The following is a 24,622-nucleotide window of genomic DNA, read 5'->3' on the forward strand; positions in this document are numbered from 1 at the left end:
GAATAATCCACGTAAAGGGAGCATGACTATGAAAAGAAAAATGGCAGGATGGAATTCTGATTTCCTCGTAGAACTACTTGATGCAGACTGGAATCCTCCTTGTAATAAAATAGATTCCAGTAAAAAATGATTGTAATGCGTCAGCCCTGAATATTATTACTTTTTAATTGTTTGACAGCAGTCGTAAAGCTTTTCCATATATGTGCTAAAGCTTTTTGACAAATGTGGTAAAGCTTTTCGACATCTGTCAAAAATATGAAATGTAACGAGAAAAGGATAAAAATACGGGAATAAAAAGAATTGATTGAGTTTTTAATACCTATAATCTCACGCTTATGAAAACAAAAGTATTTTTCCTCGTTAGTATGCTTCTGTTGGCAGGAAGCCAAGGAATGCAATCACAGTCTGGTAGTTTGCCGGTAGTTGATTTATCCAAGAACTATCCATTGGAGAAACTACGCCTTCAGGATATGGCTTCGGTAGAATATGTTCCGCTGGAAACAACGGATGATATTCTGTTAAGTGGGAATGCCGCACTTTCAGCGGTTGGTGAGAAATATATCTTAGTCCATGAACATCAATTGGGAGACATTTATTTATTCGACCGGCATACCGGAAAGTTAAAATTCCATTTCAACCATAAAGGGCAAAGCGGAATGGAATATACATGGATCAAGAATGGGACAATTTTGGATGAGAAAGCGGAAGAAATTTATGTTTGCTCCCAATTTATCCAAGTCTATTCATTGGAAGGGAAATATAAACGTACCTTAAAAATCAATGGCTTTGATCATGATATGAGTATTTTGAACTATGATGATCGGTCCTTATTAGTTTATGATGATGTAATCATAGAACCAAGACGTGAAAAAGAAACGACGAAAACTCCATACAAATTAATTTCAAAAAAGGATGGAAGTATTATTTCAATATTAAACATTTATTATCCGAAACGGAATGCTGCTACGATTGCAGAGCATCTAGAAAATAATATGTGGAGACCATTGCGTATCAGTTATACTCATAATGTCTATTGTGGGCAAGATCTAATGATTATGAATGCTTCTTCAGACACATTATATCGCTTATCACCTACAAGAGGTTTAATTCCATTGTTGGTTCGTATTCCTTCTGTTTTTGATTCAGAACCGAGAAATATTTGGACACCATTTTTGACAACAGATAAGATCTTACTATTTGGAACATTGCCAATGGATTTTAAGACAAAATATTTGAAATACGTTTTTTGGAAATATGAGTTTGAAACAAAGAAATTAACGAATGTTTCTATTTTTGATGCTGAGCACGAAACACGTATTAGAAATGCGAATTGGGTTCCTGATGCGACTCCCGCCATAGCTAAGAATATGTCAGCTGAATTTATTTCTGCTGTAGCCATGCTGGAAGCTTATCGGAAAAATCGTTTGGCTGGAAATGGAAACGAAGTAGCCAAGAATTTATTGGAAGACGACAATCAGGTTGTCCGGATCTTGACGTTTAAGTGAGGAGAATTTCTTATATCTATTCTGGCATTGTATATGAATAAGGACTACTATAAAGTGTTTTTAAAGCAGAAAAACGAAAAATAGATTAAGAAAAAGGTTATATTTACACTGTTTGTTCTTCTTATGGGAGGAAATGTGTAGGGACAGAAACCAAAGATTTGTAAAACAAAAAAGGAGAACCCAGTCAAGTTCTCCTTCTTTGTTTATATATGAATTGCTTATTGCAATGTCTTTCCGTTATATTCACCGGTTAATGAACCTAAGAATGCTACGATTTTAGCCATATCAGTATCCGAGATGGTTGTGCCAATCTGGAATTCGTGCATGATACGTACGGCATCTTCAATATTATTGATAGAACCATCGTGCATATAAGGATAAGTAATCATGACATTTCGTAACGTCGGTGTTTTGAACTTGTGCAGATCGCTTTCCTGTTTGGTTACTGCATAACGTCCATTATCTCCGTCGGTCAAGCCGGTACCACGGTAATCGAAGTAACTGTTCTTGATACCCATATAATCGTAAGACTGGCCTCCGATGTTCATACCTACGTGACAAGTTGCACATTTATTTGCTTTAAACAAGGCATAACCTTCCTGCTCTTCGGCAGTCAGAGTAGACTTGTCTCCACGTAAATATTGGTCGAAGCGAGACGGGGTTAATAACGTCTTTTCGAATTCAGCGATAGCTTCTGTAATGTTAGACTGACTGAAACCGTCGGGATAAACTTCGCTAAATGTTTTGGTAAACTCTTTATCTTCGGCCAATACAGTACAGATGTCATCAAAAGACTTGTGTCCCATCTCAACCGGATTCAATGGAGGACCAGCAGCCTGTTCTTTCAAATCAGCCGCACGGCCATCCCAGAATTGAGCGAAGTTGAGAGCTGCATTGTAAACAGTCGGTGCATTGACGCCTCCTAACTGTCCTTTGATACCTTCTGAATATTGTTTACGATCCACACCGCCTGTTTCCAATCCGTGGCAAGTTGCACATGAAACGGTATTGTCTGCCGACAAACGTGTATCATGATATAAGGCAAAACCCAAGGCTACCTTTGCCGAATCCACAGGAATTGATTCCATCAATGGCTGCAACGGTTCGTTGGCAAACTCATCCGCTACCGTAGGAGAGGTGAAACGGGCTTTACGTTCGTTGGCTGCCCAAGACAAGATCACTACTTTTTCGTCATTGTCTAATGAAGTTCCCCAGTGATTCGGCATGTGTGAGAATTTAGCTGGAGGCATCGAACCACTCATGGCCGTATGTTCCAACTTGGCTAAATCGACTTCTGAAACAGGTTGTCCGCTTTCTAAAGCTTCCAACATGGCAGAGAAGTCAACATAGCGTGCTCCTTCCGTCATGTCTGCTTTTACAACAGAGCCGATGATCGGGAAATTTCCATAAAAAGGAAGTGGGGCATTTGCTGCATGACATTCCATACAACCATTCTCTCTCAGAATAGAAGCTACTTGCTTTGCTTCGTCACCGGCATATTTCTTGTATTCTGTCGTCGAACAACCAACAGTCATACCAGCCAGTAAAGCCAGGCTTACAGGGAGAATAACTTTCTTCATACTTTTTCCTTGTTTAAATTCGTTAAATAAAACCTCTTTTAGGGTTTGGGGTGTAAAGGTACGCTTTTTATCCTTAGAACAGAAAGGTTTTATCAGAATGTTTGCTCATAAAAATCCGGTTAAAGAAATCTGGATTTTCCACCAGATTCTCCAACCGGATCTTTTTAGCATGCAAACATGCAACGTATTATTGACGTTTCATATTCTCTTTGATGTTCTTCCATTCACTCCATTCACCATACGTACCCGCTTCGGCATCAAAGCTACGGCTACGGAATTTATAATGGATATTGAATCGGTTTACACCCATAACATCCGGTCCGAAGTAGTTTTCCGACTTTCCTCCGACTTGTTCTATTTCCAAACATAAAGGATCACAAGAACGAACAGACAAAGACATATCCTCATGGATCGTAATGAGGATGCTGTTTTCCTTGATGTACTTGGCATCTTCTTGATAAGCCCGTGTATACACAGTTGTTCGGATTTCATTTTTTAGAATAGGAAAGACTCGTTTACCAGCTGCAATCATAATTTCCGTACCATCGTCTTTGAGTTCTGAACCTTTCATGAAATATGTCGTTTGATCTTCTTGGCTGGCATATTCATTTTCCAACATGACGCGATAAAGTACCGTTTTCAACTCTTCATTCACTGTATATTTGGACGTCGACTTGATCTTCAACGGAATCATATAGATGGAATCGGGAGACAAACCTTCCGGAATAATTTCCATTGACATTGTGCCTAAAGGATCTCCTGCTTTGATGACCGCTTTATAATCACTGATTTTATAGTGATCCGGGCCTAGTTCTTTTGCATATTTCGTTGTATCCAAGTCAAAATTCAAAATATTATAATTCAATAAAGCCGCAGTGTCTTTCTCAAATTCAACATAGATGTCTTCGTTATCAGGAGTTGTTCCACTTAATAAAGCAGAAACGTATCCGATAGAAGGTTCACCTGTCATCATATGGGTAACTGGAAAAGCATAATCCGTTTCACTCAACGCCGATATGATTTTCTCGTATTGCTCTTTTTCAAACCGGTCTGTTTCATTACATCCAACTAATAGTATACCTGCTCCGAGCAAGGCGACTGTTGTTTTTATATTGTACTTCATATATTCTTAAATTAAATACTTACAACCTAATAAACTGATTCGTTTAATTACCCCAACCTGGATTTTGATCCATCATCGGTACTTTTCGGATTTCATTTCTACTGATCGGTAAGAAGATCAATTTCTTATCAGCACTACGATAACGAGCAACAGGATGCGTCACAGTGGTACGCGTATAGAATCCTTCTTTTTCTTTTGCTTCCGTATTCATACCGATAATCGGTTCCCGTGCACAATCTTCCATCGTACCCCAACGGCGAATATTATAATAGTAGCGATTTTCATGGAAGAATTCGACCATCCATTCTCGTTCTATCACATCTTCTAATACATCTGGATTGCTTAACTGGGATGCCGTTAATCCCGGCAATCCAACCCGATACCGGATCATATTGAAATATTTCGCCATTTCTGCCTCATTGCGTGAATAGGTATAGGTATTTTCTCCATCCATAACAGTCTGTGAACCGGACAAATGGTTCAAGGCCTCTACATACGACAAAAGAATTTCTGCATACCTGATAATACCAAATGCTTTGTTTAGACGCTCTGAGTCGTTTCCTGCCCATGCGTCATCCTTATGTATATATTTCTTGGTCACATAACCCGTGATCGGATAATTCTGCAAGTTGCCGTCTGTTTGTGTTTTACCAGCACTACCATCTAAGCCGTAAGTAACAGTTTTGTTCTTTCGGTTATTTTCAGACGTAGAACTACAAGGCCAGAAACAACCGCTGAATCCAATATTGGCATAAAAACGCCATTCCCGGTTGTTGTACATATTGAAGATACCACTCTGTTGCTGATATCCCGATCTGTTTTTGGCTTCAGTTGTAAAACCGGTTTCACTATATGGATATTCGACACTGGATTCATGTATATCCCGACCATCTTCCATATAATATGCATCTACAAATTTCTGAGGAACCGCCATACCATTCCAACCTCCTAATAACAGAACTGGAAAAGAGTGTTTGGTATAATTTACAACTTGAGACGAGTTACGTCCCCATACAAATTCTGGATTTTTAAAGGCGATCGCTTCTCCTGAGAACATATCTTTATACGACTTATACGGATCAATATCGCCGGCGCCTTCAGGGAATGGGGCATCAGGTACATTCTTCGGGAGTTCGGCTGTCGATGTATCCCGTTTTACGGTATGTAGCTCATAAATACCCATATCAATTACTCGTTTGGCAGCATGTGCGGCGATAGCCCACTTCTTTTCATCATACTCTTGAGATACATAATTGACTCCATCGGTCGAACGTTTCCAATCTGCAAAATAGCGACGGGCAGAAGCTCCTCCATTAAAACTTGGACTAGCTTGCATCAGACGTAAACGTGCCACTAAACCATAGGCAGCACCACGTGTTGGACGACCGAATTGAGAAACCGTAACCGTCAACGGCATGTATTGTGCAGCTTTCTCGAATTCCGAACAAATGTAATCGACTGATTCATCAAAAGTAGCACGCGGTCGATTGTAATATTCTGGAGTCTCGTTAGTTTCCAATAAATCATCTCCCATCAAAACCACCGGTCCGTAATCTACAAGAAGGTTATAATAAGCATAAGCACGCATGAAATAGGTATATCCCAATACTTCCCGTTCTTCTAAGGTTGTCAAATCTTGACATTTATCGATATTTGCCAACAAGGTGTTGCACCGGCGGATAATTTTGTACATACGCGGCCAAACATCACCAAAGTTTTCCAGTTTATCTGGGGTAACTCGGTCTAATGCAAAAAGTAGTCCGGGATATTCTCCTGTTTCCCATTGAACAACAGCTTCTCCTGAAGCACAAACCCCTGGAGTTTTATTACTTCCCCAAATTCCTCCTTCGTCATCAAATTGAGTCGGAATGTTCCACAAGTATTTATTTAGGTTGATTTTGTTGACAAAAATAGAGTCATAGCTGAATGTATCGACAAAATAATCATCCACATTCAAAAAATTACAAGACGAATTAAAAAGTAACGCAGCAGTGGCAATTACCATCATTCCTATTTTAGTAAGTTTCATAAATTCCAATATTATAGAGGTTAGAAGTTTAAGTACATTTGAAAGGCAAAACGTCTCGGAATCGGATAAGCTGTTCCGTTTTTCTCTGCTTGTTCCGGATCAAATAGGTCGATCTTATCCCATACGCAAAGGTCGTAACCCACAAATTGGAAGTCAACCGATTTAACCCCTAAGAAAGTAATTTTGGGTCTCCAATTGTAAGTTAAACTCAACTCTTGTAGGCGTAAATACCGGGCGTCATCATGCCAGAATGTTGAAAGTTGAGTATTGTTCTCATTATGTCCATAAGATAAACGTGGAAACTTCGCATTGGGATTTTCAGTTGAAGGATCTCCTGAATACCAAGCCGGTGTCCAACGGTTCTTTTGATCGGCAACAATGGTTAACACATTTCCGGTTTTATCACCTTCAAATGGAATATATCCCATGTTATAACCTCTTCCTGCATGATAAATGTCCGTACGTCCTGTGCCTTTGAACATGGCAGCTAACGTCCAGTTTTTCCATTTGAACTCACCACCAAAACCGTACATCAAACGTGGATAATTGGAATACGAAAGTGGGACTTGGTCATCAGTACTGATAACACCATCTCCGTTGACGTCCTTGTATTTGATATCACCTGGACGAACCGTTCCGAATTGTTTCGGACTACTAGCTACATCCAGATCATCTTTAAACAAGCCCAAAGCGATGTATCCACGTGTAATATTATATGGATTATCGGCAATCACTTGATAATTATATTTCGGATAGGCCTGTTCCCATTCGTCCACATAGTTGGTAGAATAAGTAAAGTTACCTCGAATCGTAAACGAGAAGTCTTTCCCGATGTTGTCGCTATACGCAAAATTACCATCCGAACCATAACTTCTCATGCGTCCGACATTACCGAAAGGCATGGTAATGGTTCCGGCGAAATCCGGAATTTGGGTACGTTGCTGGAAAATACCATCACGCAAATCATTGAAATAGTCGACTGTCAATGTAAATTTATCTTTGAACATCCGCAAATCCAAACCGATATCTGTTTTCTTGGCTTTCTCCCATGCCAAGTTGTTTGCTCCGATCACGGATTCGATAATACCACCGGTAGTTGATCCCCAACCGGATCCGGCCTCTGAGTTGACTTGTGTCAGATACGGGAAACGAGTATCCGAAATACGGTCATTACCGGCTGTACCGTAAGAGGCCCTGATTTTACCAAAAGTCAACCAAGGGGCTTTCCGCTTCATGAAATCGTAGTTGGTGAAGACCCAACCCAAGGCGATAGACGGGAAGAAACCGAACTGCTTGCCTGGTTCAAAGTTTTCGGAACCGGTATAACCTCCATTCAAGTCGATCATATACGTGTCTTTATAACCGTAAGTCAAACGAGCTGACACACCTTGGTAGCGCTTCGGAATAGCCGCCATACTGGAGGTGGCGTCATTAGCCTGTTCATCACTCATGTAGTAATAGAGCAAACCTCCCACCCGATGGTCTTCGCCAAAAAGACGGTCATAGTTTAATTTTCCTTCGAAATGGAACTTCCGCCAAAAATAAGTATTATTACTATAATTAGCCGCAGACGAATTGACTTTGCGAACCAATTGCAAACTTCCATCGGTCGCACGTCCTACCGCCGCATATAAATCCGGCATGATATAACGAGTTTCCGTGAAATTGGTTTGGGTATTTAACGCTCCTTGGATTGAAGCCGTTAAACCTTTGGTGACCATTGATAAATCCTGATTCAACGCCAACGTTACCATGTTTTTATATTCTTCAAATACATTTGTACCCGTATGGTTTAACATGACATACGGTGAATAAGCATTCTCTGCGTCATACGCAGGCAATTGGCCTGTTGAGAATTTGGTAGGAATCGTCAACGGAGTCAAAGCAGCTTGGGCCGCCCAAAGTTTGTCTGTATTGGCCATACCCGGTTGATTGGTTGATGAAAGGAAACCGTCTACACCTAAATACATTTGAGTTGATTTGGTTACATTCACATCAATGTTGGCACGATATCCATAGTTATTGTAACCCACGTTGGATTTATATCGGCTGTTCGGATCTTGCTTATAAGCGGCTTCTTGCATGGAAGCATTCAAACTGACGAAATAACGGGCGATACTACCGCCACCTCGTGCACTGACATAATACGTATGCTGTAACGAGGTTTTCTTCAAGACTTCATCCTGCCAATTCACATCTGGATACAAGTCTGGATCCAATTTGTATTTAATCAAGTCCAATTCCATCGGCGAATAAATGGGTTCCATATCCGATACAACACGGGCTTCGTTGGCCAGTTTTGCATAGTCGTATGCACCTAAATATTCCGGCAAGCGGGTTAATTGAGAAATCGTCACGTTGGCACGAGCGGTAATCTGCAAACGGTCTTCCCGACCTCTTTTCGTTGTTACCAACACAACGCCGTTGGCACCACGTACACCATACACTGCGGTGGCAGATGCGTCTTTCAATACCGAGAAGCTTTCGATATCTGCCGGATCGACATCGCTTAATCTTCCTTCCAATCCATCGATCAACACTAAGGCACTGGAATTGGCACCAAAAGTACCGATACCACGTACCCAGAACTCAGAAATGTTTTTCCCAGGCTCACCACTACTTTGGATGGCAATCACGCCCGGAACACGTCCTCCCAACATGTTATTGATATTGGTAGCCGGTGCTTCCAGTTCATCTGCTTTCACACTCGCGATGGCACCTACGACACTGACTTTTCGTTGTGTGCCCATACCGACTACAACCGCTTCTTCCAAAACCGTAGAAGATTCTTTCAACTTAACTTGCAATTTCAATTCCGATTTGGTAACCCGGTATTCATAATTATCATAACCCAAATAAGAGAACTGCAACAGATCGTTGGCTACGGCTTCGATCTTAAACTTACCATCCATATCGGTAATCACGCCGACACCGGGTTTATTCTTGATAAAAACGTTTACACCCACTAAAGGTATACCATTATCTTTGTCTTCAACGACTACACCTTGAACCGTAAAAGATTGTGCCCATGTTTCCATAACTACCAGAAACAGGGATATTAGGATATATATATACTTTTTTCTCATATCTATAAAGTGATGTGAATATTACTCGATTGCTAATTTTCGAATGATTTTGTTGCCATAATCAGCCACATATAAAATACCTTCATCGTCGATAGCAACACCATCCGGTTGGTTGAACATGGCTTCGTCAGGAGTGCCATCCCGATACCCGCTGACTTGCGGAATCCCTACGACTGTAGATACAATACCTTTCGGATCGATCTTACGGATACAATGGTTTCCTCCATCAGCAACGTATAAATTCGCATCTTTATCAAAACAGATCTGGCGAGGCGAAGAAAACTCGGCATACAAACGTTCTCCATCCATCCAACCGGCTTTATTGATTGATCCGGCAAACAATGTGTGTTCTTTAGTCTCTAGGTTAAATGTATAGATACAATGCTTTGCTGCATAACAGATAAATAACAAATTAGGATCATTCGGATGAAAATATAAATAACTATCCGAGTCCGGCATCAAATCAATTGCTACCAAATAAGCCGCTTTGGTTCGCGGATCAAATTTGATCAACTGTCCGTTGTGGGCACGTGTATAAACCATTCCATCCTTTGGATTCGGAGCCAACGAGTGCTTATAATTAATGGTAAAAGATTCTCCTTCGGCCGGGCGAGGTGAAATTTTCTTTCCAGCCCATTGGATTTCCGGATCAAACTCCATGAAAACATTTCCACCGTCGTTCGGAACAAAAATCACTTTTTTCTCGGCATCGGTTGCCGGAGCATTCGGATTGGCCATTCCGTTTTCTTTGTGAATTGTGGTTACAATGTTACTGGCTTCATTAATTTGTCGCAACATGTGGGCATTAAATTCTGAAACGAATATATTCTTTTCTGCATCTACCACTAAATAACGGGGCGAATGAAATTCGGCTTCCGCCAAGGTTCCATCTGTTGCTGCCGAAACTCCCACTTTTCCGGCAATGGTAGAAACAGTTGTGGTGGTTGTATATTCAAAGGTATTGTCAAATATTAACGAATCTTTTCCAATGGCCACGGACACAAAACATGTATCCCCCGGTTGTTTGGGTACGATGGCATAAATCATGTTTCCAATCGCCTGGACAACCGCAGCGCGTTTTTCATTAAAATACACATGTACTTTCTCCGGATCGGTTCCGAAATTTTCTCCTTTGATGATCACCTTCGTGGCTATTCCTCCAGAATCCGGATAAAATTCCGTAATCTGTATCGGTTTGTCCGGGTTATAAGGTTGTCCCATACTACCTCCCTCCTTGTCATCACCACAGGATAGACTAAGAGATAAAAGAAATCCCAGCGAGGTTAGACAAAGCCACTTTTTCTTTTTAAAATTACTCATAACTAGTGCTTTTTTATTAAACAATCAGTTAACAATAATGTATTAAATCAAATTCCTACTCCCTTAAAAAATTCAATTAATCTTTTCAACACTTTAAGTTACCTTCAGGTCAACATCCATTATCAACATAGTTCTGCAAGAACTAAGATTTTTTGAATTTTTCATGTGGATGTAAATGTATATAAAAAATTCATTTGATCTATCTTTTTCCTTGAGTTTTTTATAAAAAAATATTTTTAATATTTCGCATCCTTTAGTAGACCACACAGGGCAACCGCACCAAATTTTCTGTTAAAAATATGTTTTGCGACATAAAATATTAAAATACTTCAAAAAAAGTTGTACAATTAGAAAATAAAGACAATCTTGCGAATAAAGAAGCCTTAACCATGAAAAAAGAACCTTAACGATTGGATTTTTTTACGTGAAGATTTTGCAAACCAAAGTCACTTGACTATGATTCGTGAGATCTTATAAGAGGTCTCTTTTTCGAAAGAGGCCTCTTTTTTATAATTATGCAAACCGGATCAGTACCCTAGTAAACTCCTTAAATAATTAATATCCAAGGCGGCTTTGTATATTCTTCTTTTTAGGCTCAACTTGTCTTTTTGTTCCGAAACGATGTGTAAAGCCACTTTTCTAAGCACAGACAAATTTTGCGGGGAGAATCCTTTCCTTGTCCTGCAATCATCCTCCTTGAAAATAATATCCAAATGCCAATGCAGTTGATTATCAATGCTCCAATGTCCTCTTACCAGCTTTTGGAAATAAGACGCGCTTGATCCGGTCTCGTCACTGATATAATATCTGGTTTCATAAGTGGTCTTCCCGCTTATTTCCCGGATTGATTCTATTTTTATAATCGTACCCAGCCCTCTCCAGGATTGGATAGTCTCTTCGAGCAGATATTCCCTTGCCGGAAGAATACTGCACTTCCTAACTTCTATTCTTCCGTGGTCTTTCTCTATCGTGGTGTCCGTATCAAGTCCCCCGTTTACTTTAAAAGCACATTCAATATCTTCATACAGAGACTTCTGATTACCTTTTACAGCTAATAGGTAATGACCTTTCTTGTCAAGTATCAAGTCGGCAATCTCACGCTGTGTCCCCATAGCGTCAATGGATACGACCGCATCTTCTATGTCTATGCCTGATAGAACTTCCGGTATGGCTGTTATCTCATTGGACTTGTCATCCACGGCTTTTTGGGAGATGCAGAATTTATTCTCACTCACCCAGGCATTCAAAATGTACAGGCCTCTATTTCCACGGGAAGTCGGAGTTGCCCCGCTTTGTTTCTTTCCGTCTATCGCAATCTGCTTTTCTGATAAATCCGATAGAATGGATTGGCCGTAACTGCGGAGGCAATAGTCCAATTCAGAAGGATCAATACGCTGGAATACACAATCAAACGTGTCTTCCGAAGGAGCACCGTTGGAGAGAGAAAGCATGTCCTTCAGGTTGTCTCCATGCTCTAAGGCAAACAGACGCATATCCTCATAATTTACTCCGCCTGTCAGATAAGAACAAAGACCTATCATTAATATATCTGACAGCAAATGGAGACAACGACCCGTCACACGTGGATCTGTTACTTCTGAAAAATAAATAGATGGATTCATACGGCAAAGATAAACGCTTTATAGAAAATACAAAATTTTAGTGCGGTTGCCCTGTAGACCACATGCATATAAGGTCAGGCAAACGAGTAAATTTGCATTTTCCCAACCTAATACTGCTGCTGTACAACCTTTATTATATACTTAACAGAAGCATTTTTCTTTCTGTCCGTGAGTTCACTTTTCTTCTTTGTAGCCATCTGATGATGAATGAGTGAAAGGGATATATCTGTGGCCTTCCATCTTGTTTCCTTCCATGTCTATTTTGTCAAGCCAAGACTTGATTGCCTTGTACAAAACCTTTGATTGGATTTTACCCAGATAAGATAATCGGCATGAGTCTTGGTTCTTGCAGAACGAAGATTTTTTATGTGTGGATAAATAAAAAAGAGAGTTGCAAGTAACCTTGTATCTTGTAGCTTCCTCTTACATAGATATGTAATTCCATTGCTGTCCGGAGATATTTTACCACAACGTAAGCTGCCTAGGACCGTCACTCTCCGAGACATTATCGGTGAGGTCGGTTTGATTAAACACATATCTGATATCTCCTCTTTTGAAGAGGACTTGACCAATAGAATTTAAAATAGAATGAAGACTACGATTCAACATATAATGTTTCTTCGCAATAATAAGCAGAAGATAGTCACAGATGGCAATCCATATCTGTGTGAACACGGCATTTTTGGTAGTTCCATAGAATGTCTTTATGTGCAGATGTTGCTTTATCCATTTGAAGAACAACTCAATTTGCCATCTCTCCCTGTACAACTCGGCAATGGTCAATGCCTCAAGCCTAAAGTTGTTGGATAGGAAACGACAAACTGTATTTGTGCTAAAGCCTTCATACACAATAAGTCTAAGAGAATCGGGATACTTCTTGGAAGTCAGTGGCCCAGTCAATTTGATCGTTTCATCAGAGAGAAGTTCGGCAGATTGATCTACCAATAACATCGTAAAGCATACTTTCTTTTGCTCTTGTTACAAAAAAGCATTGTTAAGATGAAAATGCTGAAACAAAGAGTCAAACTTGACATATCCTTTGTCCATAAGATAAGTAAGAGTTGGCTTCTACAGGTATCTTATCCATAATTTTGGAATTGTGAACTGTCTCTTCTGTCAGATGAACAAATGTCGGGATGGAACCCCTAAGATCCACCAAAGTATACATCTTGATTGCTCCTCTCTCATGGTGAAACTTAGCCCATGGACAGAGTTCCAGACACAGCTCAATAGTACTACTGTCAAAGGCATAGACCATTTCATCCAGGTCAAGTCTAAGTTTTTGTCCCTTATATGCTTCCTTTGCTTGTCGTATCAGGACTTGTGCAAAGTCTTGATAGATAAGCAAATTCTTCTTTTTATTTGCTTCGGCCAATGTGGATTTTGGTATTGCCTTGATACCAGAACGGTAAAGGTCAGAAGAACAAAGGTTAAGTGTAGTCTCTATGTCTCTCAGCCCGGACCTGTCTGTGAATTGAGCAAAGTTCATTACCATGAATTGGTCACGGCAAGTGAACTTGATGACGTGTCTGTCACCCTTATAGCGGTTGACCACTTCTTAAATTCATATGTGTTTATAAGAGACATAACCTGCGCAAATATTGCTTTTCCTTTGTTCATAGCTTGCAGAATCGGCTGTTTATACCTTCTTGCAAAATTATGATTTCTAATCGAAAAATTTATTTTTTTATTGTAACTTGTGGATTATTAATTAATAATAGCTGTTCTAGAAAATTTTATCCGGACAGCAGTGATGTAATTCCTAAAATTATTCAGAAACAAAGATGAAAGGAACTTTTACTGAAACTTCTTTATGCAGTTTGATAGTAGCTTTATAATCGCCAACTTCTTTTACAGCTTCTTTGATGTAGATGATCTTACGATTAACTTCATGATCCAACTTAACCAATTCTTCAGCATCCTGGATGCTTCGGTAAGATCATCCATGTTTTTCATGTGATAAGTGTTTATAAATGAGACATTGTGCTTCCCTAACCCGGAAGAATACAGCTTTCTTCCGGGCAGAAAAACGAGATAAATAAGATCTTTAGAGGGAATGATTATTCTTTGTCGGCAGCGTAGGCCTTTTTCTTGTCGGAGATATCAATCAGCTTATGTTGGGTCATAAACTTGGCATGTTCGATAAAGATATCTTGAATGCCGGGATTCTGTCCTAAACCTTCAAGCAGGACACTAACTTGATAACCCTGCGATTCCAGCTCGGTCTTGATGTCACCTGCAATGTCGTTCTTGGCATGATCACCAGCCACAAACATAAAGGGAAGTAGTTGAATCTGTTTGATTTTCTTCTGTTCGCAGATCTTGCGCAGGGCATCGTCAAGTGTTGGATAGCCTTCTACGGTAGTAACTGCAAACTCCGGATGTCCTTCGGCTTCCAGCATATAGTCGAGCATGGCATATTGGGCAGTGGCAGGTGTGTAAGTCCCGTGTCCGACGAGGAGAGTGATGGTTTTCTCCTTCCCTTTTTCTGCAAGGATCGAAACGACTTTCCGGTAATCGTCGGGAGCATACAAAAGAGGTGTACCCAGACGGATATCCTTGAAGAGATCTTTCATCAGGGTAATGTCTTTACGGAGTGATTCCATTTCAATCCCGTCGATGATGTTAGTCGATTGTACGAGAATGTGTGTATAACCGTCAGCTTTGAGTTGCGCCAAAGCCTCTACCGGGTTCTTCTTGTAAACGCCCCGTTTCGTCAGGCGGTTCATCACAATACGCGAGGTATAAGCTTCCCGAAATTCGAGTTCCGGAAAGGCTGCTCGTGCTTTTTCGTTGATGGCATCGATCGTCAATGCTCGTGTATCATCGTGCGTAGTCCCGAAATGAACGAGTAACAGGGCGGCTTTGTCGCCTGCCTGCATTGTCTCAAACAGGTTGGAAGGAACGTAATTACCTTCCGTATGGGCATAAGCCGGATGTAACAGACTTGTAGCCGCAGTCACGCACACGATGAGAAGTTTCTTTAGTTTCATCATATCCATGAGTTTTTTAAATGTAAAAAATGTCTTAGCATCAGTTCTTCGTTTATCCAATTCCCGGAATAAACATTCCATAATTGTTATCTGTTTAGGCAGGTTTCCTGGCTACACCTCAAGAAGAATGGCCTTCCCATCGACTATACGATAGTGGCATGGAGTGTGTATTCTTCTCATTCACAGGTGTCACAGTAGCGGGTACTGCTCCGGATTCACACCGGATTCCCTTTTCAAGTTCAGGCCGGAAGGCTATGAACTTCACCTAACGACCGTAAAGATAGGTGATGTTTTTGAGATTGCGTCTTGTCATCCCTGTTGTTTTAATGTTTTTTAGGAAGGTATAAATGCTCGGATAACTTAACTGGGAGTAAAATCCTTTGATCTTTTAATTTTTTGACAGCTGTCGAAAAGCTTTACTACATTTGTCAAAAAGCTTTAGCACATATATGGAAAAGCTTTAGCACAGTTGTCAAAAAATTACATTCTTACGGCTAATTGCCTGTTTTTCTATCATTGGCAGGGTAAAATAAAAGGATGGATGATTCCTGAATAGAGAAAAAGCTCTACCTTTGTGCCCGTATTGGTGATATTACCCTCGATCCTGAGGGAATATAAAAGGGAATCCGGTGTGAATCCGGAACAGTACCCGCTACTGTAAATTCCCTGCTCTATTGAGCAGCAGCTATAGGAAATCACCACTTTGCCACTGTTGTTGAGGCTTGGCTTTGATGACGGGAAGGTTCTTTCCTTAGGAACAAGTCAGGAAACCTGCCAGTACGTTTATAGTGAGAATGAACACTCTTTCGGGATGTAAAGAGCATTAGTACACAAACATTTTTATTCATGGAAACAAAAAAGATGTTGCTAACCTTGCTGGTAGCAGGTTGCACGCAGGGCCTATTCGCACAAGAACGTGTTGTTACGGGCCGAGTGATTGACGCTGAAACGGGCAGGCCGGTATCGGGTGCCACGATTCGCGTAGCAGAGAGTTTAACCGGATGTACAACCAACAACGAAGGGCTCTTCGAATTAAGTATGCCTGAACATGCCGAACGGATCCGTATCTCTCATCTGGCGTATGAACCGGAGTCGTATCGTGTGACTCAAACCGACAAGGCTATTGAAATCCGTCTTGTTGAACGATATGTAAATATGAATCCGGTGGTGGTGACGGGTACCGGAACACATCGAAGAATGGATAATACACCTATTCCGGTACAGGTATATTCAGCCAAGGACTTGCGGACAGCCAATGTGACGAACGTACAGGAAGCCATGATGAAGCTTAATCCCAGTGTGTCTTTTATGACAAACGGTATGGGAACAACCATGAGTATGAATGGTTTGACCGATCGCTATATTCTGGTCTTGGAGAATGGAAAACGTCTGGCCGGCGATGATACGTATACCCGTATTGACATGGCCAATGTGAAACGTATAGAAGTTTTAAGTGGTGCGGCTTCGGCGTTGTATGGTAGTGATGCCATCGCCGGTGTAATCAATATTATCACCGATGATGCCCAAAACAAAGCCAATGTTACCAGTAATACGCGTTATGGTAGCCATAACCAGTTTACTCAGTCGGTGAATGCCGATTTTCAGGTAGGAAAGTTCGGTTCGTTTACTTCCTACCAGCGCCAACAGTCGGATGGCTGGCAATTGAATCCATATACGGAAGATGATGATGGTAATCTGGTGGCAACCAACAAGGAGGCATCAACGGCTTATCATTCCAATACGATCGGGCAACGCTTCACCTTCGATCCGACAGACAGGCTTTCTTTCTATCTGCGTGGAAATATATATACCTATACAACCGATCGCCCCATGCCGATGGGAGATAATACGACCAACTACGACATGCGGCATGGCACTTATACATACGGAGCTGGCGCGCAGTATATGATCAATAAGAAATCCTATCTGAACGCGGATTATTTCTCAGACAATCACAGTACGTACAAAGATTACTTCACCGGCGATGATATGGGTACCAACGAGATGACCAAACGCATTCATCATCATAACCTGAATGTGAAAGGAATTTTCCAGCTGGGACAATATAACAAACTATCTACCGGATTTGAATACATTCGGGAAACGCTGAGCAGCGAGTCCGACAATATCGAATGGAAAGGTATTTCCACGATGGCTCTCTATGCCCAGGATGAAGTGAACTTCAATAAACATTTTCAAGGAGTCGTGGGACTTCGTTACATTTATCATCAGAGTTTCCACAGTTATGCGACTCCGAATGTGGCCTTGTTGTATAAAGTGGGAGGTTTTAATTTCCGGGGTTCTTATGCTTCCGGATTCCGTTCGCCGGAACTGGCCGAATTATATACCTTCTCTGAATCCAAACGAACTTCACGTCTGACGATCGGAAATGAGAATCTGAAACCTGAAAAGAGTGATAATCTGACGTTGAGCGCTGAATATACGAATCGCAACTTCTCGGTATCTGCTTCCGGATTTTACAATCATATCCGTGATATGATCAATTACCGGGAATTCAGCAAAGAAGAAACAGACCGTTATAATCAGGAAAACGGAACGGATTTTGCCAGTGTACAGATTCGTGACAATATCCAGAGTGCAACAATCAAGGGCTTCAATGTCCGTTTTGATGCTTATATTGGAGCCGGATTCTCTATGAACGGCGGTTATACGTTTGTGGATGCGAAAGATAATACGAACGATCGTCCGGTGGACAAGAGTGTAAAACATAGTGGTGTGGTGGCTGCTCTATGGAATCATACCTGGAATAAATATACCTTGAATGTGAATTTCAACGGACGTATCCAGGGCGAACGCTTCTCACAAAGTTATGGATATGCACCGAAGTTTTCTCTTTGGAATCTGAATACATCCCATCGGTTTGTGCTGAAAGATTTCATCCTTGAACCGGGAGTCGGTATCGAGAACTTGTTCGATTATGTGGACGACCGTCCGTATAATTCCAACTATGCCACGTTGACGCCCGGACGTACTTACTACGTCAGTTTGTTGGTCAAATTCAATAAGTGATGCGCAGACGAGGTTTCCTTCGAATGATAATCGGGCTGATTGCCTGCCTGGCTTGCTGGCACTCGCTTCAAGCCAAGGTAGGACGGGAGTTTGTCGCTTCGGATATCCGTGAATCGATGCAGAAAGGGGATAAGCTGGCCATTCTGATGGTTCATTTCGGGAGTGCTTATCCGGAAGCCCGTGAATCTCTTGAACGGATGAATGAACAGGTACGCCAGGCATTCCCGCAAGTAGAAGTCCGACAGGCTTACAGTGCCCGCAGTATAGTTAATCGTGTGCGTCGTCAGGGAATCTGGATCGAACATACGGCAGATGCTTTGATCTCTCTGAAGAAAGAAGGATATACGCATGTTGTAGTACAACCTTCAATCGTGATAGAAGGAGTGGAAATGGAAGCCCTGCGTCGTGATGTGGAATTACGGAAAGGGCTGTTTAAGGAAATTCGTATTGGTAATCCGTTGTTGTATGATGATACGGACTATGAGGCTGTGATAAAAGCATTGACCGGCAGTTCTGTGGCTTCTCGCTCCGGTGCCAAGTTGTTGATTGCTAACGGAACCTATCATGCCAGCAATGCAGCCTATGCTAAATTAGGCTATATGTTGCAGTTGTCCGGGCATAAAGACTATTTCGTCGGGACTCGCGAAGGCTTCCCAACTTTAGAGACAGTCATTGGTCAGCTCCAGGCAAGTAAATACAAACAAGTGACGTTATTGCCTTTTATGTTTGTCTTGATCAAATCCAACGAAAACCGTGTCTCTGCCTCATGGCGGGAAGGTTTGGAAAAAGCCGGATTCAAGGTTAGTCTGGAGGCCAAAGGATTGAGCGACTACGAAGCTATCCGTCGTTTGTTGGTCGAACACCTTCAGTTTGCCTTTGCCTATAAACGAATTTCTGTCAATGAACGGAAGGAAATGTTCGGTAGGTTTTAGTCATTAGATGTAGATTATTAAATAAAAAAAACAAGTTGGCATTAGGCTTTTGTACCTGTGACAACTTGTTTTTATTTTATCAGATACCTTTAGGCAAGGTTCTATTCTGCCGGTTTCAATTCAATACGTTCAAATTTAGGACTGGCACTCATGGTTCTCAACCGACTACCAGGCGTGAAGATAATCTTCCCCTTCTTGAACAACGACGTATTGAAATCTTCGGCATTGGCTACACCCGAACTACCTACACTTAAACGGAAATTCCCAAATTCTCCCATCTGTACGCTGTTCCCTGCCTGAAGTTCAGTAGTTAATACCCTGATCAATCCATCGATGACCACCATCACATCTCCCTTAGACGCCGTCGAACGATCGGCAATTCGTTCGCACAAGGTATCAAAATCGACTTGTTGCCTGATTTTGATCTGCCCGTAATACAATTTGCTACCTTCCAATGCACCCTCACTCTTGTCGGGTCGTTGTACTAAATGATACGTGAGTGACATATACACCTCCTTTTTTAGTTTGTTAATCCATAAGTTTTCAAGTTAGGCAGGATATCATTTCACTGACTTTCTACGGTCCTGCCTTTTATTTATTACAAAGATAGGGTGCTGGAAATGTACCATTTCGGTTATATGAAGATAGACGAACAAGCAAGTTAATACCTTCAGATACAGATTCCTATACGAATTAAACTTTCGACTTGTTTTTTGGTGGCTGGTAACGGAATGTGTAACTTACAGTAGAAATCTAAAGGTTATTAGAATATGGAAGATTTTAAAATAAGGACATACGGCTGGCAAGAATTAGCCATCCTTTATGCACCGGATCTGACTCCGGAATCGGCTGGCAAGCGTTTAAGCAGTTGGATACGTTTCAATCCAAAACTTACGCACGAGTTGCAAGAATCGGGATGGAAAAAGGGACAACGGGTTCTCACCCCGCTTCAAGTACGTATCATCATCCAGTACCTAGGCGAGCCGTAATAAGTACCTATCCGTCTCAGGATGGGTAGGTACATATTTTATAATGAGAAAGTTTTAATCAAATAATATATTATATAAAGTTAAACACTGAATATAATAGCATGATTAAAGTTAAATATTGTGTAAAAATTACTGATTGATATATTTGTAATATATTGAATATCAGTATATTAATAGTTGATGAAAAAATATTCGAGTGGGATTCTCTTCTTTATTTCTAAAACTATATTATATTATAAATTACAATTATGCAGACATCTATATATATTATATATAGATGTCTATATAGTTATATTTTATACTATAAGATAGATTTAGGAAGAAACAAAGAAGAGAATCCCACTCGAATAAAACGATTAAATATCTAATATTCAACCATTTGTGTTATATATTCCCCTTCCTTATCTTTGCGATATTAATTAAAAGTAGATTAATATGCATAGTATTTCATTTTTCGATCTCCTTTTGAAGGAGATCAAAAGGGCAGAAGGTCAAAAGGCCATTCTTCCTATGAGAGTCAAAAACATTCTTCAAGTTTTTGGCTCATTAGTGGATGATGACAACGAACGAAAGCTGTTATTAACAATAACAGTATTGATCTCTTACGGAGCCATGATGCTTCATGTATCTTGTTGGATAAATGAGAATGAAGAAATCTATCCCTATTTGTTCTTAATAACTATAGGAGATGCAGCTATCGGGAAATCCATTCTAAAAATTGGTAATAGAATTTATTCCTATCATGCCTCTTTGATTGCCAAAGAAAGTCAGGTAGAAGTAGAAGAATCTAAAATTGCCATTAAAAAGTGGAAAGATTGTATCAGTAAATGTAAAGAGGAAGATTGTGGATGTGGAGTAGAACCGACACTTGTCAAAAAGAAAAATTTATTGATATCGGCTTCTATTTCGTACAGCAAATTGATTTCTAACTTATTTGATAATCAACCAGAATCTATGCTTTTATTTGATACAGAATTGGATAATGCTTCGCATACAGATAAACAGGATTTTGGGAACTTATCTCCAACATTAAGAAAAATATTTGAAAACGAACCTGTTAGTACACATACGCATACACATGGGAATATTACTGTCGAAAATCCCAAAATGGCTTGTATTATGAGTGGAACTGAAAAACAAATTATGCGCTTCTTGGGTAACAAAGAAGATGGATTTGTTAGTCGTTGTATTTATTTTCTACTCCGATTCAGTCACTATAAAGGAATTGCTGATTTTGACGATTCGAAAGCAAACATTTTACAAGATACTTGGAAACTCATCTACAAACAAGTGGAGACTGCATCCATGTATTTTAGAAAGCACCATTTGCAATTGACGATGGATAAGGAAGTCCGTTTATTAATAGACGAGTATTTCAGCCATAAAGAACAAGAAGTGCTACCGTACAATTCCAGTGCCTATCTCGCTTGTACCCGACGTATGCGAGGCATTCTGATCCGAATCATGATGATCATCGAAGCCCTACATGCCTGTGAGGACAACTTCCAGGGAACAACTTGGCCAATTCCAGTAGAAACAGCCCGGTTTGTCCTTGGAATGGCCAACTTCCTTCTGGAACAGTCCTTTCAGATCTGCGACATACTGCCAGACGTAAAGGAAAGCGCAGAGGATTCCAAGGAAAGGTTGCAAAAGGAACTGATGGACAAACTACCTTGTGATTTCTCTTTCGGTGACGGGTTACAACTAGCCCAAGAAATCCTGAAATGCTCAGAATCTACCTTCAAACGTCTTCTGCGGAAGTGGATAGAACGAGGCTTACTGGAAAAGTCTGCACACAATCAATACCACAAAGTGAACTGTAAGGAAGAGGCTTCGTTCAAAGCCGAAACCAATCCTTATATGGCATTTGGTACGAACTCAATGTATGATGAAGACGATGACGATGATTTACCCTTCTAAACTGATCTTTTGAACTTTTGCACTTCCCCATTGAAGTAAAATTTCCTTTTCCAAAATTTTTACTTCAATAGGAAAGTGCTTTTATGATTAATTGACTAATACTTTTCTTTCAGTTAATCAATCATTAAGAACTTCAAAGGGCCATGTATAATGCGAATAGATAAACGGAGTCCCACCTTCTTTGGAAGTTATCTTCGCTCTTATTCGAAATTTGGTTCCAACTGGATAATCTCGTTTCATGGAATTTGAACATTCCACAAACATATCTGGCGTAAACGGATATTGACCAGGTAAAGGACAAATGTGAATATCACCATGCTGTACTCCATTATTACAACGAACACTTTCTGCTATTATATTTTGATATACCTCTTTTCCTTTCATAATTTATTTATTAATCGTAATGGTTATTAGAATAAAAATTATCATGATCATCTTCATAGTCTGAATCAGAATAATCATAATTAGAAGAATTGTATGAATCTTCTTGATAAGTATCTTCTTCCATTAGATTGCCCCATGGATTATTTCGCCGTGGGCGATGCCGAGTTGATTTACCATCTGGTTCTGGATATTCAATCATTGAATATAATCCGGACTGATAGTTTTGACTATTATTTATTTTTTTATTTTGCTTCTTTCCCATAAAATAAGATTATCTATTCAATATTTTCTAATGCTGATTTGGCATCATCTAATCCTGTTATAGCATTATCTAAATTCGTTATATTATCTTGCATTATATCTCCTCTTTCTGAATACTGTAAAGATTCTGGAAGATTATCAAAGGCCATTTCTTCTTCATCTTTAGCCATAGTCAATAAATCATACGCCTCCTCAATTAAAGATAAAGCCTCTTTTATTTGTTTTCTTCTTAAATTATTCATGATATATTGATTTAATTTACTATTTAAAATTCATACCCCAATTTTAAAGTAAGAGCATTTAGTGAAGTTTTAAAATGAACATCCATATAAGATGTCTCATACTTATTTGTCGACCATCCAATCGCCAATGTTGTCGCATTTTTAGGAGTCACCATAAATTTCACACCAGCAAAAGGATGGCAATAAAATCCTCCATCTAAAGAAGAATCTATCAGTTTACCATAGCCTATTCGTAAAGCCACAAAAGGTAAAATAGACCCCGTCATTAAATTTCCTCTAACATCAGCAAACACTGGAATATTAATCGTTTCTAAGTCTGTTGCATATTGGACTCCTGCTCCAGCTCCAACAAATAAATAATTATTGATTTGATAGCCTAAAGAAACTCCTAACTCAGGCCCTTTAATTGCTCCTGCAATATAACCAACGTCTATCATACCACGAAAACCAGTAATAGCATAATCATTTCCTTTATAAGGAAATGGTGGTGTATTTTCTGTTTCTTCTCCAAATATGCTTTTCTTTTTCACAACTCGCTCTTTTGCGATCTTTTCTACTTGATCGATAGGATAGTTATACACACTTCCGTCTGCAGTTTCTATTTTCAAAGACTTACCTAATATTTGTTCAACTATAGTCCCACGAATAATACTGCCATCTTTTAAATAAACAACATCAGTCATTTTACCTTGTGCGTATGTACCTAATGAACAACTTACCATTAGAACTATTAAAAGTAATAATTTTTTCATTGCATGTGTTGTTTGTTTTGTTATAATCTTTACTTTCAAAAATGAATACTCTTTATTTTACGCGAGTACATTCGATATTATATAGATCGCTACTTTGGCTTTCATAGTTTTCAACAAGAATTTCTACGTAAGTTTTTTCACCGCAAACAGGGAATCTATCCGCTATTTCATTTGTTTTTATATCTGTCATAATACACTCATAACATACATAGCCATCATCTAACTCATCTTCATCACTACACGATAAAGATATGGCACACATCATTAGCGTAATAAGAAATTTAATTGATTGTTTCATAATATAAATTCATTAAGCCTTCCAATCCCCCAAAAAGGTCATTAAACAAAAAAAGCGTGGGAACTGTACCTGTCACTTATCCCACACTTCAGGCCTTCGCATTGCCCTAACCCAAGGATAAGCAACGAAGAAAGCCCAAGCCGATTTGTATGTGGTATAAGTTCCTGCACGAAAAGGCACAGGAACCATACTTATACAAAACCCGTAGGCATCTACCGTTGCCTTGTCTTCTTGGATTATTCAAAGTTGCGAAGTTTGAAGTGTCGAAGACAAGACGTTCAAGTAAACGCCTTTCAATAATATGTCTTGTTTCCCTCCACACCCTTATCATCGGCGTGGAAAGGAAACATTACAAAGATATAAACTTTTTCTTTGCTTTACCATTTTATGTCAGAAAAAGTGGAGGGGAGGAGTTGAGATTGGAAATAAAAATAAATTGTCATTCACCTTAATTCCGCAACACTATAATTTAACTTTATTTATAAGTTCCTGAGCAACAAAAAGTTGCCCAGGATTTTGCCATGTCAGAATTTTCACTTATCTTAGTGTTGCAAAA

20 protein-coding genes, 1 pseudogene and 2 riboswitches are annotated in these 24,622 nt (G+C 39.9%); of the genes and pseudogenes, 5 read left to right on the forward strand and 16 right to left on the reverse strand.

Features of this window, described 5'->3' with window-relative positions; all coding sequences use genetic code 11:
- The first annotated feature begins 335 nt into the window (after nt 1-335).
- Nucleotides 336-1,505, forward strand: a complete 1,170-nt coding sequence (locus MUN53_RS15810; protein ID WP_243326418.1) for a 6-bladed beta-propeller — start codon at nt 336-338, stop codon at nt 1,503-1,505.
- Between the two features lie 218 nt (nt 1,506-1,723).
- Here MUN53_RS15810 and MUN53_RS15815 read toward each other — a convergent pair whose 3' ends face one another.
- The 10 genes and pseudogenes from MUN53_RS15815 to MUN53_RS15865 form a co-directional block, all read right to left on the reverse strand.
- Nucleotides 1,724-3,085, reverse strand: a complete 1,362-nt coding sequence (locus tag MUN53_RS15815) for a cytochrome c peroxidase (RefSeq protein ID WP_243326419.1) — start codon at nt 3,083-3,085, stop codon at nt 1,724-1,726.
- Nucleotides 3,086-3,272: 187 nt separating this feature from the next.
- Nucleotides 3,273-4,208, reverse strand: a complete 936-nt coding sequence (locus MUN53_RS15820) for a BT_3044 domain-containing protein (protein WP_243326420.1) — start codon at nt 4,206-4,208, stop codon at nt 3,273-3,275.
- 43 nt (nt 4,209-4,251) lie between these two features.
- A complete protein-coding gene (locus tag MUN53_RS15825; protein WP_243326421.1) occupies nt 4,252-6,237 on the reverse strand; it encodes a RagB/SusD family nutrient uptake outer membrane protein in 1,986 nt (661 codons plus the stop codon).
- 20 nt (nt 6,238-6,257) lie between these two features.
- Nucleotides 6,258-9,323, reverse strand: coding sequence for a SusC/RagA family TonB-linked outer membrane protein (locus MUN53_RS15830; protein ID WP_243326422.1), 3,066 nt, complete (start codon nt 9,321-9,323; stop codon nt 6,258-6,260).
- Nucleotides 9,324-9,344: 21 nt separating this feature from the next.
- On the reverse strand, nt 9,345-10,643 hold the full coding sequence (locus MUN53_RS15835; RefSeq protein WP_243326423.1) for an IPT/TIG domain-containing protein: 1,299 nt from the start codon (nt 10,641-10,643) through the stop codon (nt 9,345-9,347).
- Between the two features lie 527 nt (nt 10,644-11,170).
- Entirely contained in the window at nt 11,171-12,265 is a 1,095-nt protein-coding gene (locus MUN53_RS15840) for an ISAs1 family transposase (protein WP_243326424.1), read from the reverse strand.
- Between the two features lie 462 nt (nt 12,266-12,727).
- Nucleotides 12,728-13,216 carry a transposase gene (locus MUN53_RS15845; RefSeq protein ID WP_243326425.1) on the reverse strand — a complete coding sequence of 163 codons (489 nt, stop codon included), beginning with the start codon at nt 13,214-13,216 and terminating at the stop codon, nt 12,728-12,730.
- 70 nt (nt 13,217-13,286) lie between these two features.
- The gene (locus MUN53_RS15850) at nt 13,287-13,613 is read right to left on the reverse strand and encodes a hypothetical protein (RefSeq protein ID WP_243326436.1); all 327 of its coding nucleotides are present in this window, start codon (nt 13,611-13,613) and stop codon (nt 13,287-13,289) included.
- A 420-nt stretch (nt 13,614-14,033) separates the two neighbouring features.
- Nucleotides 14,034-14,204: pseudogene (locus MUN53_RS15860) on the reverse strand (50S ribosomal L9 C-terminal domain-containing protein); the annotation flags it as partial.
- A gap of 121 nt (nt 14,205-14,325) precedes the next feature.
- Nucleotides 14,326-15,261, reverse strand: coding sequence for a sirohydrochlorin cobaltochelatase (locus MUN53_RS15865; protein WP_243326426.1), 936 nt, complete (start codon nt 15,259-15,261; stop codon nt 14,326-14,328).
- A 77-nt stretch (nt 15,262-15,338) separates the two neighbouring features.
- A riboswitch (cobalamin riboswitch) is annotated at nt 15,339-15,540 on the reverse strand.
- A 285-nt stretch (nt 15,541-15,825) separates the two neighbouring features.
- Nucleotides 15,826-16,051: riboswitch (cobalamin riboswitch) on the forward strand.
- A 53-nt stretch (nt 16,052-16,104) separates the two neighbouring features.
- Between MUN53_RS15865 and MUN53_RS15870 the strand changes: the two genes are divergently transcribed.
- Together MUN53_RS15870 and MUN53_RS15875 are read left to right on the forward strand one after the other, a co-directional pair.
- Nucleotides 16,105-18,288, forward strand: coding sequence for a TonB-dependent receptor (locus MUN53_RS15870; RefSeq protein WP_243326427.1), 2,184 nt, complete (start codon nt 16,105-16,107; stop codon nt 18,286-18,288).
- Nucleotides 18,288-19,220: a sirohydrochlorin cobaltochelatase gene (locus MUN53_RS15875; protein ID WP_243326428.1), complete on the forward strand. Its 933-nt coding sequence runs from the start codon at nt 18,288-18,290 to the stop codon at nt 19,218-19,220. The genes MUN53_RS15870 and MUN53_RS15875 overlap by 1 nt, the downstream gene beginning before the upstream one ends.
- 101 nt (nt 19,221-19,321) lie before the next feature.
- Here the strand turns inward: MUN53_RS15875 and MUN53_RS15880 are convergent, their stop codons facing one another.
- On the reverse strand, nt 19,322-19,726 hold the full coding sequence (locus MUN53_RS15880) for an HU family DNA-binding protein (RefSeq protein WP_022457080.1): 405 nt from the start codon (nt 19,724-19,726) through the stop codon (nt 19,322-19,324).
- Nucleotides 19,727-19,990: 264 nt separating this feature from the next.
- Between MUN53_RS15880 and MUN53_RS15885 the strand changes: the two genes are divergently transcribed.
- Nucleotides 19,991-20,209, forward strand: a complete 219-nt coding sequence (locus MUN53_RS15885) for a DUF4248 domain-containing protein (RefSeq protein WP_243326429.1) — start codon at nt 19,991-19,993, stop codon at nt 20,207-20,209.
- A 510-nt stretch (nt 20,210-20,719) separates the two neighbouring features.
- Entirely contained in the window at nt 20,720-22,129 is a 1,410-nt protein-coding gene (locus MUN53_RS15890; RefSeq protein ID WP_243326430.1) for a DUF3987 domain-containing protein, read from the forward strand.
- Nucleotides 22,130-22,246: 117 nt separating this feature from the next.
- Here MUN53_RS15890 and MUN53_RS15895 read toward each other — a convergent pair whose 3' ends face one another.
- The 5 genes from MUN53_RS15895 to MUN53_RS15915 are packed head-to-tail and all read right to left on the reverse strand — an operon-like array spanning nt 22,247 to nt 24,066.
- Nucleotides 22,247-22,513, reverse strand: a complete 267-nt coding sequence (locus MUN53_RS15895) for a hypothetical protein (RefSeq protein WP_243326431.1) — start codon at nt 22,511-22,513, stop codon at nt 22,247-22,249.
- A 10-nt stretch (nt 22,514-22,523) separates the two neighbouring features.
- Nucleotides 22,524-22,775 (reverse strand): hypothetical protein, encoded by a 252-nt coding sequence (locus MUN53_RS15900; protein WP_243326432.1) that lies wholly within the window; start codon nt 22,773-22,775, stop codon nt 22,524-22,526.
- 13 nt (nt 22,776-22,788) lie between these two features.
- Nucleotides 22,789-23,016 (reverse strand): hypothetical protein, encoded by a 228-nt coding sequence (locus MUN53_RS15905; protein ID WP_243326433.1) that lies wholly within the window; start codon nt 23,014-23,016, stop codon nt 22,789-22,791.
- Nucleotides 23,017-23,039: 23 nt separating this feature from the next.
- Nucleotides 23,040-23,807, reverse strand: a complete 768-nt coding sequence (locus MUN53_RS15910) for a hypothetical protein (RefSeq protein WP_243326434.1) — start codon at nt 23,805-23,807, stop codon at nt 23,040-23,042.
- Nucleotides 23,808-23,820: 13 nt separating this feature from the next.
- The gene (locus tag MUN53_RS15915; protein WP_243326435.1) at nt 23,821-24,066 is read right to left on the reverse strand and encodes a hypothetical protein; all 246 of its coding nucleotides are present in this window, start codon (nt 24,064-24,066) and stop codon (nt 23,821-23,823) included.
- Nucleotides 24,067-24,622 lie beyond the last annotated feature (556 nt).

The organism is Parabacteroides faecalis (assembly GCF_022809355.1).
Classification (GTDB): Bacteria; Bacteroidota; Bacteroidia; order Bacteroidales; family Tannerellaceae; genus Parabacteroides; species Parabacteroides faecalis.

Excerpts from the sequence above, each read along its gene's own strand:
- MUN53_RS15810 (WP_243326418.1), top strand. The coding sequence starts at position 336 with ATGAAAACAAAAGTATTTTTCCTCGTTAGTATGCTTCTGTTGGCAGGA.
- MUN53_RS15815 (WP_243326419.1), bottom strand. The coding sequence starts at position 3,085 with ATGAAGAAAGTTATTCTCCCTGTAAGCCTGGCTTTACTGGCTGGTATG.
- MUN53_RS15820 (WP_243326420.1), bottom strand. The coding sequence starts at position 4,208 with ATGAAGTACAATATAAAAACAACAGTCGCCTTGCTCGGAGCAGGTATA.
- MUN53_RS15825 (WP_243326421.1), bottom strand. The coding sequence starts at position 6,237 with ATGAAACTTACTAAAATAGGAATGATGGTAATTGCCACTGCTGCGTTA.
- MUN53_RS15830 (WP_243326422.1), bottom strand. The coding sequence starts at position 9,323 with ATGAGAAAAAAGTATATATATATCCTAATATCCCTGTTTCTGGTAGTT.
- MUN53_RS15835 (WP_243326423.1), bottom strand. The coding sequence starts at position 10,643 with ATGAGTAATTTTAAAAAGAAAAAGTGGCTTTGTCTAACCTCGCTGGGA.
- MUN53_RS15840 (WP_243326424.1), bottom strand. The coding sequence starts at position 12,265 with ATGAATCCATCTATTTATTTTTCAGAAGTAACAGATCCACGTGTGACG.
- MUN53_RS15845 (WP_243326425.1), bottom strand. The coding sequence starts at position 13,216 with ATGTTATTGGTAGATCAATCTGCCGAACTTCTCTCTGATGAAACGATC.
- MUN53_RS15865 (WP_243326426.1), bottom strand. The coding sequence starts at position 15,261 with ATGATGAAACTAAAGAAACTTCTCATCGTGTGCGTGACTGCGGCTACA.
- MUN53_RS15870 (WP_243326427.1), top strand. The coding sequence starts at position 16,105 with ATGGAAACAAAAAAGATGTTGCTAACCTTGCTGGTAGCAGGTTGCACG.
- MUN53_RS15875 (WP_243326428.1), top strand. The coding sequence starts at position 18,288 with ATGCGCAGACGAGGTTTCCTTCGAATGATAATCGGGCTGATTGCCTGC.
- MUN53_RS15880 (WP_022457080.1), bottom strand. The coding sequence starts at position 19,726 with ATGTCACTCACGTATCATTTAGTACAACGACCCGACAAGAGTGAGGGT.
- MUN53_RS15885 (WP_243326429.1), top strand. The coding sequence starts at position 19,991 with ATGGAAGATTTTAAAATAAGGACATACGGCTGGCAAGAATTAGCCATC.
- MUN53_RS15890 (WP_243326430.1), top strand. The coding sequence starts at position 20,720 with ATGAGAGTCAAAAACATTCTTCAAGTTTTTGGCTCATTAGTGGATGAT.
- MUN53_RS15895 (WP_243326431.1), bottom strand. The coding sequence starts at position 22,513 with ATGAAAGGAAAAGAGGTATATCAAAATATAATAGCAGAAAGTGTTCGT.
- MUN53_RS15900 (WP_243326432.1), bottom strand. The coding sequence starts at position 22,775 with ATGGGAAAGAAGCAAAATAAAAAAATAAATAATAGTCAAAACTATCAG.
- MUN53_RS15905 (WP_243326433.1), bottom strand. The coding sequence starts at position 23,016 with ATGAATAATTTAAGAAGAAAACAAATAAAAGAGGCTTTATCTTTAATT.
- MUN53_RS15915 (WP_243326435.1), bottom strand. The coding sequence starts at position 24,066 with ATGAAACAATCAATTAAATTTCTTATTACGCTAATGATGTGTGCCATA.